Source organism: Nocardia sp. NPDC005998 (assembly GCF_040614395.1).
Lineage (GTDB): Bacteria > Actinomycetota > Actinomycetes > Mycobacteriales > Mycobacteriaceae > Nocardia.
This window is the reverse complement of the sequence record NZ_JBEXUI010000006.1, coordinates 39,772-55,742: the sequence shown is the minus strand read 5'-3', so window position 1 is coordinate 55,742 and position 15,971 is coordinate 39,772. Positions and strand designations below refer to the sequence as shown.

At 67.7% G+C, this 15,971-nt stretch carries 1 protein-coding gene; it reads left to right on the top strand.

Annotated elements, in window-relative coordinates; genetic code table 11:
- Positions 1 to 7: 7 nt before the first annotated feature.
- Complete coding sequence (locus tag ABZ293_RS11765) at positions 8 to 15,811, top strand: amino acid adenylation domain-containing protein (RefSeq protein WP_355179689.1); 15,804 nt, start codon at positions 8 to 10, stop codon at positions 15,809 to 15,811.
- The last annotated feature ends 160 nt before the right edge of the window (positions 15,812 to 15,971 follow it).

Genomic DNA, 15,971 nt, shown 5'->3' with positions numbered 1-15,971 from the left:
TGTTCGCGTGACCCGCCCCGCTCGCACCCGCCCGGTCCGGACCCGGCAGCCGCGGGTCACCACGCTGCCGCAGCTGATGGCGACCGCGGTCGAGGCGAATCCGGACGGCACCGCCGTCGTCTTCGCCGATGCCACCGCGACGCTGGGACAGCTGAGCTACGCCGAACTCGACGACCGGTCCACGCGGCTGGCCCGGTTGCTCATCGAACGCGGTGTCGGTCCGGAAGACCTCGTGGCCGTTGGCATTCCGCGATCGCTCGAATCGGTGGTCGCGGTCTGGGCGGTCGCCAAGACCGGTGCCGGATTCGTGCCGGTCGATCCCAACTATCCGACCGAGCGGGTCGCGCATATGGTGACCGATTCCGGTGCGGTGCTCGGCCTCGCCGTCGCCGAGGTGGCCCAGCGGCTGCCGGATCGGGTCGAGTGGCTGGTCATCGATACGCCCGAATTCGCGGTGCGCCTGGAGGAATACTCGAGCGAGGCGATCACCAATGCGGACCGGGTCCGCGCGGTGCGGGCGGAATATCCGGCCTATGTCATTTACACCTCGGGCTCCACGGGCAAGCCGAAGGGCGTTGTCGTCACACAGGCCGGACTGTCCAGCTTCTGTGCTGAACAGCGGGAGCGCTATCGCGTCACCAACCAGTCGCGCACACTGCATTTCGCGTCGCCGTCATTCGACGCGTCGGTGCTCGAGCTGCTGCTCGCGCTCGGTGGTGCGGCGACCATGGTGGTGGTCGCGCCGAATATCTTCGGCGGCGACGAGCTGGCGGCGCTGCTGCGCAGGGAGCGGGTGACGCACGCGTTCATCACCCCGGCCGCGCTCGCCTCCGTCGATCCGACCGGACTCGACGATTTCCGGGTTGTTGTCGCCGGTGGTGAGGCCTGCCCGCCGGATCTGGTGCGGCGCTGGGTACTACCGATCGTGGATGGTCGAACCCGCGAGTTCTTCAATGGCTACGGGCCGACCGAGACCACCATCATGACCAATATCAGCGCGCCGCTGACACCCGGTGCGCCCGTGACGATCGGCGGGCCGATCCGGGCCATTACCGAATATGTGCTCGATGACCGGCTGAATCAGGTGCCCAGCGGTGTGGTCGGCGAGCTGTACATCTCGGGCGCACAGGTCGCCCGCGGCTATCACGCGCGCCCCGCGCTGACCGCATCGCGTTTCGTGCCGAATCCGTTCGACCCCAGTGGTGCTCGGCTCTACGCCACCGGCGACCTGGTGCGCTGGACCGCCTCCGGCGAGATCGAATATATCGGCCGCAATGACTTCCAGGTGAAGATCCGCGGCTTCCGCATCGAACTCGGCGAGATCGATGCGGTGCTCGGCGCACACGACAGTGTGGACTTCGCCGTCACCATCGGGCACAAACTCGATACCGGCGCAACGATTCTCGCGTCCTATGTGCACGCGGCGGGCGATGCGGCGGTGGACACCGACGAGCTGACGGCCTTCGCCGAACGCTCCCTGCCCGCGCATATGGTGCCGACCGCCATTATCGTGCTCGACACGATTCCGCTGACCCCGGTCGGCAAGCTGGACCGGCGCGCACTGCCCGCCCCCGTACTGGAGACCAAGCAGTACCGGGCGCCGGAGACGGATATAGAACGGGCCATTGCCGAGGTGCTCGGCGAGGTGCTCGGCATCGAGCGCATCGGTCTCGACGACGACTTCTTCGCACTCGGCGGCGACAGCATCACCTCCATTCAGGTGGTGTCCCGGGCCAGGGCGCGCGGTGTGATCTTCACGCCGCGAGACGTTTTCGAATCGCGCACGGTGGGCGCCCTCGCACCGCTCGCCACCATGGGCGCACCGGCCGAGACCGACGTGCAGTTGGCGACCGGGCCGCTGGTCGAGCTGTCGCAGGACGATAGCGACCGCCTGGCGCGGGAATACCCGAAGCTGGCCGAGGTCTGGCCGCTGACCCCGCTGCAGTCGGGCATGCTGTTCCACGCGCAGCTGGCCGAATCGTCGGTCGATGCGTACATGACCCAGTTCATGGTCGATCTCGGCGGCGATGTCGATACCGAGCGGCTGCACGCGGCGGCCGTCGCCGTGGTGGGCCGGCATGTCAACCTGCGGGTGGCCTTCGCCGAGGATTCCGATGGCAATCCCGTGCAGGTCGTGCTCGATGCGGTCGAAGTGCCGTGGCGCGCCATCGATCTCACCCATCTCGGGTCGGACGACGCCGCCGCCGAACTGCACCGGATCATGGCGGCGGATCTGGCCGACCACTTCGATATGCGCACCGCGCCGCTGCTGCGCTTCGCATTGATCCGTTCGGCGACCGATGCCTACCACCTGTTGGTCACCAGCCATCACATCCTCATCGATGGCTGGTCGATGCCGCTGCTGACCCAGGATCTGCTGACCCTGTACGTCCTCGGCGGCGACGCGTCCCAGCTGCCGCAGGCCCGTTCCTACCGCGACTATCTGGCCTGGCTCGGCGCACAGGACCACAGCGCCGCCCGCGCCGCCTGGCGCGAGGTGCTGGCCGGTATTACCGAGCCGACGCCGCTGGCCCCGGTCGATCCGGCACGCGAAATCTCCGCTGGCGTAGGCGAAATCGACTTCGAGCTGTCCGAGGACGACACCAAGGCGCTGAGCCGGTTGGCCGCCGATGCCGGGGTCACCGTCAATACCGTTATCCAGGCCGCCTGGGGTCTGCTCATCGGCCGCACTGTGGACCGCGACGATGTGGTCTTCGGCGCCACCGTCTCCGGCCGGCCGCCGCAGCTGGATGGCATCGAGACCATGGTCGGGCTGTTCCTCAACGCGATTCCGGTTCGGGTGCGGCTGAATGCCGACGACACCCTGGCCGATCTGCTGCGCCAGCTGCAGGCCGAACAGGCGGCACTGCTCGACCATCACTATGTCGGGCTGAGTGAGATCCAGGAAATCGTCGGCGTCGAGGGGCTTTTCGATTCGCTGGTGGTCTTCGAATCCTTCCCGGTCGACGGCAAGGCGCTGACCGCGGCGGCGGGCGCGATCGATGGCATGAGTATCACCGGCGCGGTCGCGGTGAACGGTACGCACTATCCGGTGACCGTGGTGGTCGTGCCCGATGTCCGGATGCACGTCACCCTCAAATACCTGCGCGATATCTACGACGAGACGGCGGCACAGGCCCTCGCACAGCGCTTCTCGGCGCTGATCGGCCGATTCCTCAGCGATCCGCTCGCCAGGATCGCCGAAGTGGACGCGCTGACCGACGCCGACCGGGCCGTGCTCGACGCCGCCAATGCCACCCGAGTGCCCGAGCTGCTGGATGATTCGACGCTGCTGACGCTGTTCGATGCGCAGGTCGCCCGCACGCCCGAGGCACCGGCGGTGATCTTCGGCGATACCACCCTCAGCTACGCCGAACTCGATGCCCGCTCGCGCGAGCTGGCCCGGGAGCTGGCCGGTCGCGGCGTCGGATCGGAATCGCCGGTGGCCGTTGCGATGCGGCGCAGCATCGAGATGGTTGTGGCGATCTACGGTGTGCTGCGGGCGGGCGGTGCGTATGTGCCGATCGATCCCGACCATCCGGCCGAGCGCAGCGAATATGTGCTCACCAGTGCGGCTCCGGTCTGTGTGCTGACCACGACCGCGACCGGCTTCGACACCGAGACCGCCGCACCGCTGGTGCATGTGGACGTGCTCGATTCCGCCGCTGCGCTGATCTTCGGCGATCTGCTGGCCGATACCGTCGCGGCGACGCATCCGGACAACACCGCGTACATCATCTACACCTCCGGTTCGACCGGTCGGCCCAAGGGTGTGGCGATCACCCACCGGCAGATGGCGAACCAATTCCGTTGGGCGCAGCGCACCTATCCGCACGGTCCCGGCGATGTGGTGTTGCACAAGACGCCGATCACCTTCGATATCTCGACGTGGGAACTGTTCTGGACCTTGCAGACCGGTGCCGCGGTGGTTATCGCCGAACCGGACGGACATCGCGATCCCGCGTATCTGGCCCGGGTGATCGACGAATACTCGGTCAGCACCGTGCATTTCGTGCCGTCGATGCTGGATGCGTTCCTCGATGGCGCGCCCGCGGGGACGACCGCGCATCCATCGTTGCGGCGGGTGTTCGCCGCCGGTGAGGCGCTGTCCGCGGAGACCGCGACGCGCTTCACCCGCTTCCTGCCGGATGCGGACCTGTTCAACTGGTACGGGCCCGCGGAGGCCACCGTCGTCACCGCCTACCCGGCCGAGGTCAATGGGGGCGTTGCGATTCCGATCGGTACCTCGGTCGCGAATACCCGAGTGCACGTCCTGGACCGGCAGTTGCGGCCGGTACCGGTCGGCGCGGTCGGCGAGTTGTATATCGCCGGTGTGCAGTTGGCGCGTGGCTATGTGAACGCACCGGCGCTGACCGCCGAGCGGTTCGTCGCGCTCGCCGATGGTGAGCGCCTGTACCGGACCGGCGATGTGGTGCGTTGGGTGCCCGGCAACGGCGCGCATGCGCTGGAATACCTGGGCCGCAGCGACTTCCAGGTGAAGCTGCGCGGTCAGCGCGTCGAACTCGGTGAGATCGAGACGGTGCTGCTCGGCCTGGACGCGGTGCAGCGTGCGGCGGTGGCGCTGGTCAAGGGGAGCACCGGCGATCGGCTGGTGGCCTACGTGGTGGCCGCCCCCGGTGCCCGGACCGACGATGACGCCCTGCTCGACCACGCGCGGGCCGCGCTGCCCTCGTACATGGTGCCCTCCGCCATCGTCTGGCTGGATGCCCTGCCGCTCAATGCCAGCGGCAAACTCGACCGCAAGGCGCTGCCCGCACCGGAGTTCATCGGGCGGCCCTACCGCGAACCGGCGACTGCGCTGGAACGCACCGTCGCCGAGGTATTCGCCGAGGTGCTCGGCATCGAGCGCGCGGGCGCGGACGACGATTTCTTCGACCTCGGCGGCAACTCGCTCGTCGCCACCCGCGTGGTGGCCCGGCTCGGCACCGCCATCGGCGGCCGCGTCCCGGTGCGCGCCGTCTTCGAGGCGCCGACGGTGGCCGCACTGGCGGCGGCGATCGCACCGAGCGCCGGTCAGCGTCGCGCGGTGCCATTGGTGGCCGGTCCGCGGCCGGAACAGATTCCGCTGTCGCTGGCGCAGCAGCGCATGTGGTTCCTGAACCAGTTCGATACCGAATCCGCGGTGAACAATCTGCCGGTCGCCGTGCGGCTCACCGGTGCCCTGGATATCGCCGCCCTGCAGCAGGCCGTCGCCGATCTGGTGCAGCGGCACGAGACCCTGCGCACCGTCTACCCGGCCGACCGGGACGGTATCGCGCATCAGGTGATCGTGCCCGCGGCGCAGGCGGTTCCGGATCTGACGCCGCAGCCCATCGCGGCGGATGCGTTGCGCGCGAAGGTCGTCGAGATCATCGCGGCCGGATTCGATGTCACCGATCAGGTGCCATTGCGCGGTGCGCTGTTCCAGGTCGTCGCGTCCGAGGTACCGACGGACGAGTATGTGCTGGTCTTCGTGGCCCATCACATCAGCGCGGACGGCTGGTCGATGGGACCGATGACCCGCGATCTGATGCTGGCCTATGCCGCGCGTGCGGCCGGTGTGCTGCCCGCATGGCAGCCGCTGCCGGTGCAGTACGCGGATTTCAGTCTCTGGCAGCGGGAGGTGCTCGGCTCCGAGGACGACCCGGACAGCCTGATCACGGCGCAGACCGAATTCTGGCGCACCGCGCTGGCGGGTCTGCCCGACGAATTGAACCTGCCCGCCGATCGGCCCCGCCCGACGACACAGTCGTTCGCCGGTGGCACCGTCGGCTTCACCGTCGAGCCGCGGGTGCACCGCAGGCTGCAGGAGCTCGGCCGCGAGCAGAACGCGACCATCTTCATGGTCGTGCACACCGCGCTCGCGGTATTCCTGGCGCGCCTGTCGGGCACCGAGGACATTGCCGTCGGCACTCCCGTCGCCGGACGTGGCGCGGCCGAATTGGACGATGTCATCGGCATGTTCGTCAATACCCTGGTGTTGCGGACCCCAGTTCGCGGCAGCGCGAACTTCGCCGAACTGCTGTCCGTGGTCAAGGATCGCGACCTGCAGGCCTTCGCGCACGCCGATATTCCGTTCGAGCGCCTCGTCGATCTGCTGAATCCGGAGCGGTCGACGGCGCGGCATCCGCTGTTCCAGGTGGCGCTGTCCTTCCAGAATCTGCCGGACAACTCCTTCGAGCTGCCCGAATTGCGGGTCGGTGCGGTCGAGCTCGATATCGATACCGCGAAATTCGATCTGTCGCTTGCCATTACCGAACTGGCGGCCACTGCGGACAGCGGCGGCGGCATGTACGCCGAATTCTCCTTCGCGCGTGACCTGTTCGACGAGTCCACCATCCGGGTATTCGCCGATCGGTTCGTGCGCCTGCTCGAGGCGATCACCACGCGGCCGGAGCTGCCGGTGGGTGATCTGTCGCTGCTCGCCGAATCCGAGGCGAAATTCCTGACTCAGGTGCAGCCGGACCATGTGATGGCCGGTGGGTTGCTGCCGGATCTGCTGGTGCGCGGACTGCGCCGCGGTGCCGATCGCACGGCCGTCCGATACCGGGGTCGTTCGGTGAGCTATCGCGAGTTGGACGAGTTCTCATCGCGGTTGGCCAGGGTGCTGGTCGAGCGTGGTGTCGGTCCGGAAAGTCTTGTGGCGGTTGCTTTGCCGCGATCCTATGAGATGGTGGCGGCGGTTCTGGCGGTGTCGAAGGCCGGTGGTGCGCATGTGCCGGTCGATCCGAACTATCCGGTGGATCGGGTGCGGCACATGTTGACCGACTCGGCCGCCATTGTGGGTCTGACGACTGCCGAATACCGCGGTCAGTTGCCGGACGACGTGCAGTGGCTCGCGCTGGATGACGCCGAGACGGATGCGTTGTGCGCCAGCCGATCCGCCGCTCCGCTCACCGATGCCGATCGGATCGCGCCACTGCGGCTGCAGCATCCGGCGTACGTCATCTACACCTCGGGTTCGACGGGTATGCCCAAGGGCGTCACCGTGACCCACGCCGGACTCGGTGGCCTGGTCGACCACGCGGTCGGTCTGTACCGGCTGGAGCCGAAACACCGTTTCCTGCACATCTGCTCGCCGAGCTTCGACCCGTCGGTATTGGAATGGCTTGTCGCCCTTTCGGTCGGCGCTACCTGTGTGATCGTGCCGTCGGCCATTATCGGCGGCCCGGAACTGGGTGAGCTGCTGCGCACCGAGCAGGTGACGCACGCGATCATCACTCCGGCGGTGCTGGGCACGGTGGATCCGGCCGGGTTGGATCAGCTCGAAATGCTGTCCGTCGGTGGCGATGTCACCACGCCGGAGCTGTTGGCCAAGTGGCAGCCGGGTCGCCGGTATTACAACGGCTACGGCCCGACCGAAACCACCATCATCTCCTCCTACGGCACCCTGCAAGCGGGTAAGCCGATCACCATCGGTACCCCGGTGCACGGCATGTCGGCGCTGGTACTGGACTCGCGTCTACACCCGGTGGCGCCCGGCGTCGCGGGTGAGCTGTATCTGTCCGGTGGCGGACTGGCGCGCGGCTATCACAACCGTCCCGGTCTGAGCGCCGAGCGCTTCGTGCCGAATCCGTGGGGCGAGCCGGGTGCGCGGATGTACCGCACCGGAGATGTGGTGCGCTGGTTCGCCGAACCCGATATGCGGGCGGGCAATGCGGCGCTGCCATCGATTCCGTGGGTGCTCGACTACGTCGGGCGCTCGGACTTCCAGGTGAAGATCCGCGGCTACCGCATCGAACTCGGTGAGATCGACGCCGTCCTCGGCAGGCACGCCGATGTCGAGTTCGCGATCACCCTCGGCAAGCAAACCGACGCTGGCGTCACGATTCTCGTGTCGTATGTGCTGCCGGTGCCCGGCCGGATCGTCGAGCCCAGCGTGCTCACCGACCATGCGGCGCGCAGTCTGCCACCGCATATGGTGCCGTCGGCGGTCGTCGTACTCGACGAGATCCCGCTGACCCCGGTGGGCAAGCTGGATCGCAAGGCGCTGCCGGAACCGGTCTTCGAACAGGTCGCCTTCCGCGCGCCGAAGACCCACACCGAACAGATCGTGGCGAGCACCTTCGCCGCGGTGCTGCGCATCGGCACCGGCGCGGACGACCGTCGCTACCTCGGCCTCGACGACGACTTCTTCGCACTCGGCGGAAATTCGCTGCTGGCAACGCAACTGGTGGCGCGCCTGGGCGCGGCACTGAATACCCGGGTGCCCGTTCGGGTGCTCTTCGAGGCGTCCACGGTGGCCGAACTGGCCGCCGAGCTCGAAAAGCTCGCCGGAACCGGGGTCCGCAGGGCACTGGCGGCGGGCGAACGGCCGCAGCACATTCCGCTGTCGCTGGCCCAGCAGCGCATGTGGTTCCTGAACCGGTTCGACACCGACTCCGCGGCCTACAACATCCCGATCGCGGTCCGGCTCACCGGTGCGCTCGATGTGGAGGCGCTGCGGCAGGCGGTCGCCGATCTGGTGGAGCGGCACGAAATCCTGCGCACCATTTACCCGCAGACCGATGCGGGCCCGGTGCAGCTGATCCTGCCCTCGGATCAGGCCGCGCCGAAACTCGAGGTCCGCGAGGTGCTGCCGGATGAGCTCGAATCCGCGGTCATCGAGCTGACCTCGACGATCTTCGATGTCACCAGCGAGGTGCCGGTCCGGGTCGCGCTCTTCGATATCGACGGTGCGGGCGCGGCGGGAGCGACGGGCCCGGAGGAGGTAGCCTGCGTAACCACGGAGGGCCCCGCGGACGCCGCCATCGACACGAGCGAATATGTGCTGGCGATGGTGGTGCACCATATCTCCGGCGACGGTTCCTCGGTCGCGCCGCTGACCCGCGATCTGATGATGGCCTACGCGGCCCGCGCCGCGGCGGCCGCGCCCGGCTGGGCACCGCTGACCGTGCAGTACGCGGACTTCAGCATCTGGCAGCGCGAGGTGCTCGGCAGCGAGGACGATCCGGATTCGCTGGCTGCCGAGCAGGTCGCCTACTGGCGCGATGCGCTGGCGGATCTGCCCGAACAGCTGGATCTGCCCTCGGATCGGCCGCGTCCCGCGGCGCAGACCTTCGCGGGCGGCACCGCCGAGGTGCGCATCGATCCCGAAACCCACCGGGCGCTCATCGAATTGGCGCGCGCCGAGGGTGCGACGCTGTTCATGGTCGTGCACACCGCACTCGCCGTACTGCTGTCCCGGTTGTCGGGTACCGATGACATCGCCATCGGCACCCCGGTGTCCGGACGTGGGGAGGCCGCGCTCGACGATCTGATCGGCATGTTCGTCAACACCCTGGTGTTCCGCACCCGAGTCGACGCCGGTGCGACGTTCGCCGAACTGACCGCACGCCAGCGCGAGGCCGATATCCAGGCGTTCGCGCACGCGGATATCCCGTTCGAGCGGTTGGTCGAAGTCCTCAACCCGGTCCGCTCGACCGCACGGCATCCGCTGTTCCAGGTTGGGCTGTCGTTCCAGAATCTGGAGCAGTCCACCCTCGAGCTGCCCGGTCTGACCATCTCCGGTGTCGGCATCGATACCCAGGTGGCGCAGTTCGATCTGAACCTCATCGTCAGCGACGCCTACGACGAACACGGCGTACCCGCCGGGATCGCGGGCCAATTCGTCTACGCCAGGGACCTTTTCGATCAGGCGACCGTCGAAGGCTTCGCCGAGCGCTTCGTGCGCCTGCTGGGCCGGATCATCGCCGCCCCTGGCTCTCCGGTGGGCGAACTCGACCTGCTGGCTCCGGCCGAGCGGGAGCGCATCCTGCTGGACTGGAACCAGACCGGCCATCCGGTCGCCCCCGAACTGCTGCTGGACGGTTACCGCCGTGCGGTGGCGGAATATCCGGACGCCATCGCGGTGGCCTACGAAGGCGCCGAGCTCGCCCACCCGTCGCCCGACCACCACCCCTCATCGAGTCGCTCCGCGACGCTCGCCCACCCGTCGCCCGACCACCACCCCTCATCGAGTCGCTCCGCGACGCTCACCTATCGCGAATTCGACCAGCGCGTCAACCGGCTGGCCCGACGGCTGATCGAACAGGGTGTCGGCACCGAATCCCTCGTGGGCCTCGCGATTCGACGCTCATTGGATCTGGTCGTCGGCATGTACGCCATCGTGACCGCCGGTGGCGCATATGTGCCGCTCGATCCGGATCATCCGGCCGACCGGATCGCGCACATCCTCGATACCGCCCAGCCCGCGGCCGTGCTCACGACCACCGCGGATGCCATTGCGGTGCCGGGCGATACGCCGGTGCTGCACCTGGATGCATTGGAGCTGGACCGATTCGACGCGGCCCCGGTGCGCGCCGACGAACTGCTGCGCCCGGTCCGCCCGGAGAATCCGGCCTACGTCATCTTCACCTCGGGCTCGACCGGACGACCCAAGGGCGTCGCGATCTCCCATGCCGCCATCCACAACCAGACCACCTGGATGCTGGCGGAATACCCGCTCGGCGTCGGCGATGTGTACCTGCAGAAGACCGCGACGACCTTCGACGTCTCGCTGTGGGGCTATTTCATGCCGCTGCGCACGGGCGCGAAACTGGTCGTCGCCACCCACGACGGCCACCGCGACCCGGCCTATGTTGCGGAAACCATTGCCGCGCAGGGCGTGACGGTCACCGACTTCGTGCCCTCGATGCTGACGGTCTTCGCCGCGCATACCCCGGCGGGCACCTGCCCGACGCTGCGGGACATCTTCGTGATCGGTGAGGCACTGCCACCGGAGACCGTCGACGCGGTGCGCGCGATGTCCGAGGCCAGGGTGCACAACCTCTACGGCCCGACCGAGGCCGCGGTCTCGGTGACCTACTGGGCGGCGCGCGGCACCGACCGCCCCGGCGTCCCGATCGGTCTGCCGCAGTGGAATACCCAGGTGTACGTGCTGGATTCGCGGCTGCGGCCGGTGCCGGCGGGTGTCGCTGGCGAGCTGTACCTGGCCGGAGACCAGCTGGCGCGCGGCTATGTGCGCCGACCCGATCTGACCGCCGATCGGTTCGTGGCCAACCCGTTCGGCGACGGCACCCGCATGTACCGCACCGGCGACCTGGTCCGCTGGCGGGAGACCGCGGCGGGCGGTGTGCTCGACTACATCGGACGCACCGACTTCCAGGTCAAGTTCCGCGGCCAGCGCATCGAGCTCGGTGAGATCGAAACCGCGCTGCTGGCCGAGGCTTCGGTGAGCCAATCCGTCGCGGTGGTGCTGCCATCGGCGCTGGGTGACCAGCTGGTCGCGTACGCCGTGCCCGCGCCAGGTCACGAAATCGATCAGGCCGAACTGCTGACCTCGATCGCACAAACCCTGCCGCCGTACATGATCCCTGCCGCCATCGTGGCGCTCGACGCCTTCCCGCTGAACACCAGCGGCAAGCTGGATCGCAAGGCGCTGCCGGAACCCAGTTTCACCAGCCGCGAATTCCGCGCCCCGGCAACGCCGGTCGAGGAGATCGTGGCGGGCGTCTTCGCCGATGTGCTCGGCATCGACCGGGTCGGCGTCGACGACGACTTCTTCGCACTCGGCGGCAACTCGCTGATCGCCACCCAGGTGGTGGCCAGGCTCGGTGCCGCGATCGGCGGCCGAGTGCCGGTGCGCGCCCTGTTCGAGACCTCGACGGTCGGCGGGCTCGCGGTCAAGATCGAGCAGCACGCCGGATCCGGCGGTCGCAAGGCGCTGACGGCCGGGCCGCGCCCGGAACAGATTCCGCTGTCGATGGCCCAGCAGCGGATGTGGTTCCTCAATCAGCTCGATCCTTCCTCGGCGGTGAACAATATTCCGGCCGCGGTGCGCCTGACCGGTGCGCTGGATCTGGCCGCGCTGGAACTGGCCGTTGTCGATCTGATCGAACGGCACGAGGTACTGCGCACCGTCTATCCGCAGACCGATGACGGTCCGGTGCAGCTGATCGTGCCCGCCGAACAGGCGGTGCCGGATCTGACGCCGGTCGAGATCGGTGTCGACGAATTGCCCGCGCAGGTCATTGCGACGGCCTCGGCCGGATTCGATGTGACGACCGAAGTGCCCGTGCGGGCCAAGCTCTTCCGGGTCGAGCAGGCCGCCGCTGGCGACTGCTCGCAGGTCGCTCGAAACAACACCGCTAGCGACGGCTCGCAGGTCGCTGGAAACAACACAGAGCATGTACTCGTGCTGGTGGCACATCACATCAGCGCGGACGGTTGGTCCATGGGCCCGCTCACCCGCGATCTGATGATCGCCTACGCCGCCCGCTCGGCCGGTGCGAGTCCGGCCTGGGCGCCGCTGCCGGTGCAGTACGCCGATTTCAGCATCTGGCAGCGCGAGGTGCTCGGATCGGAGGCCGATCCGGACAGTGTGATCAGCGCACAGGCCGAATACTGGCGAAACACGCTGGCTGGCCTGCCGGACGAGCTGAATCTCCCCGCGGATCGGCCGCGTCCGACGACACAGTCCTTCCGCGGTGGACGGGTCGTCTTCCCGATCGGCACCGAACTGCACGGCGGGCTGCGCGAACTCGCCCGCGCCAATAACGCAACCATGTTCATGGTTGTGCACGCGGCGCTTGCGGTGCTGCTCGCGCGGCTGTCCGGTACCGACGATATTGCCGTCGGCACCCCGGTCGCCGGTCGCGGTGAGGCCGAACTCGACGATGTGATCGGCATGTTCGTCAATACCCTGGTGCTGCGCAGCGAGGTGTCGGGCGAGCTGAGTTTCGATGCGCTGCTCGCGCGGACGAAGGATGCCGATCTGCAGGCCTTCGCGCACGCCGATATTCCGTTCGAGCGGCTGGTCGACCTGCTGAATCCGGTGCGGTCGACGGCACGGCATCCGCTGTTCCAGGTGATGCTGTCATTCCAGAATCTGCCGGACAGCTCGTTCGAGCTGCCGGGCCTGCGGATCGGCGCGGTCGATCTGGCGATCGATACCGCGAAATTCGATCTGTCGCTGACCATTCAGGAGGCCGCGCCGGACGCGGATGCGGGTATGGCTGCCGAATTGTCCTTCGCCAGGGATCTTTTCGATGATGCCACCGTGCAGGGCTTCGCGGACCGGTTCGTCGGTCTGCTGGAGCAGATCGTCGCCCGGCCGGACGCGCCGGTGGGCGATATCGATCTGCTCAGCGATACCGAGCGGGCGGCGGTGCTGTGGCGGTGGAACGACACCAGCCGTGAGCTGGGTGCGGTCGGCACGCTGGTGGACGAGTTCGCCAGGCAGGCGGCGAACACGCCGTACGCGGTCGCGATCGTGGACCCGGCGACGAGTGCTTCGTCGGCCGACCACCACCCCTCATCGCTGGCCCACCCGTCGCCCGACCACTACCCCTCAACGAGTCGCTCCGCGACGCTGACATATGCCGAATTCGGTGCGCGCGTGCACCGGCTGGCGCGTCGACTCATCGAAGCCGGCGTCGGCCCGGAAAAGCTGGTGGCGCTCGGTCTGCGGCGTTCGGTCGATCTCGTGGTCGCGGCGTATGCGGTGCATGCGGCCGGTGGCGGGTATGTGCCGCTCGACCTCGACCAGCCCGCGGAGCGGATCGGCCATGTGCTCGATTCGGCCGCGCCGGTGTGCGTGCTGACGACCACCCGGGACGATTTCGACGGCGGTGCGCTGCCCACATTGACGCTCGATGAGCTCGACCTGTCCGGATACCCGGATCAGCCGATCACCGACGCCGAGCGGATCGCACCCTTGCGGCCGAGCAACCCGGCGTACGTCATCTTCACTTCCGGCTCGACCGGTCGCCCGAAGGGTGTGGCCGTGCCGCATTCGGCGGTGGTGAACCAGATCCGTTGGATCACCGGCGAATACGGCATCGGTGCCGATGACATCGTGCTGTTCAAGACTCCGGCGACATTCGACGTCTCGGTGTGGGAGTTGTTCGGTCCCCTGTCCACCGGTGGCCGGATCGTCGTCGCGAGCCCGGATGGCCACCGTGACCCGCAGTACCTGGCGGAAGTCATTGCGGCCGAACGGGTCACCATGACCTCGTTCGTGCCCTCGATGCTCACCGTCTTCGCGGGCGCCGTCGATGGCTCCGCACTGACCTCGCTACGCACCCTGCTCATCGCCGGTGAGGCCTTCACCGCCGACGCGGTACAGGCGATTCGCAAGGTGAGTTCGGCCGAGCTGTACAATCTGTACGGCCCAACCGAATTCGCCGTACACGCAACCCACAGTCCGGTCGCCGCCGAGATCCAGGGTGCGGTGCCCATCGGCCTGCCGGTATGGAATGCCCAGGCGTACGTGCTGGATTCGCGTCTGCACCCGGTGCCATCGGGTGTCGCGGGTGAGCTGTACCTGGCCGGTGCGCAATTGGCGCGCGGTTACGCCGGTCGCACCGACCTGACGTCGGATCGCTTCGTGGCCAACCCGTTCGGCGCGCCGGGCGCCCGCATGTACCGCACCGGTGACCTGGTCACGCGCAATGCCGACGGCTCGATCGGCTACCTCGGTCGCACCGACTTCCAGGTCAAGCTGCGTGGTCTGCGCATCGAGCTCGGCGAGGTCGAAACGGCGCTCACCGCACACGATTCGGTGGCCCAGGCGGTGGCGCTGGTGCGTGCGGATGCGCGGACCGGCGATCAGCTGGTCGCCTATGTCGTGCCCGCCAACGGTGCCACGGTCGATGCCGAGGTACTGCGGAGCCAGCTGGCCGAGCAACTGCCGTCCTATATGGTCCCCGCGGCCATTGTGGTGCTCGAGGTCATGCCGCTGAACCCCAATGGCAAGCTCGATCGCCGCGCACTGCCCGAACCCGTCTTCGCGGTACGGGAATTCCGTGCGCCATCGAACCCGCTCGAGGCCACCGTCGCCGATGTCTTCGCCGAGGTCATCGGCGTCGAGCGAGTCGGCATCGACGACGACTTCTTCAGCCTCGGCGGTAACTCGCTGCTGGCCGCCCAGGTCGTCAGCCGCCTGCGCAAACTGACCGGCGCGCAGATCAAGGTCGCCTGGTTCTTCACCGAGCCAACGGTTCTCGGCATCGCCAAGCAGATCATCGCGGTACTCGAAGACGAACACGATTTCGAGTCCAGTTCCGCGGCCGCACTCGGCGTGATACTCCCCATCCGCGCCGCGGGCACCAGGGCGCCGCTGTTCTGTGTGCACCCGCTGGCCGGACTGTCGTGGTCCTACGCCGGATTGGCCAGGGTGCTCCCGGCCGATCAGCCGATCCTCGGCATCCAGTCGCCCGCGCTCTCCGAGGACGACTATCAGCCAGGTTCGATCGACGAGATCGTCGGTCGCTATGTCGCCGAGATCCGAGCGGTGCAGCCGCAGGGGCCCTACCGGGTGCTGGGCTGGTCGCTCGGCGGCAAACTGGCGCACGCGGTGGCGACTCGGCTGCAGGCCGATGGTGCGCAGGTCGACCTCTTGGCGATCCTCGACGCCTACCCCGGCGGCGACTTCACCGATTTCCGGACCCAGATCCGCCAGGCCTTCACCGAATTGGGGTTGGACCCGGCGGCACTGCCCGAGGCGGAGAACCTGCAGGAAATCGGCGACGAGGCGCTGGCCGCACTGGAGGCGATGGTCATCGGTGAGGGCCTGGACGTGCTGACATCGGATCGGCTGCGGCTGATCTACCGCACGGCGATGCGCACAGTCGAACTGGAATCGGAATACCGACCACAGGTGTTCCAAGGGCGACTCGAGTTCTTCAGCGCCACCGGTGATGCCGAGGCGCGCGCCGATCGCACCCCCGCCGACTGGCAGCCTTTCGTTTCTGGTGAGATCATCGATCGCCCGATCGGGGTGACGCACGAGTTGATGACCTCGGCCGAAGCGTTGGACGAGATCGGTCCCAGGCTCGCTGAGCTGCTCGAAACCCCTGAGCGCAGGTGATAAGCCGGGAAACGCGGGTGGATCGTCAGCGTGAACAAGCGGCCAATGCGGTAACGATCGGCGTCTGACCATGCGATGCTTCTGAGTAAGCGCTGGGTGGGGAGCACTTTAGGGATTACAGGGTAGGTGAGCTCCTTCATGTTTCGGATGGTTGGACAAC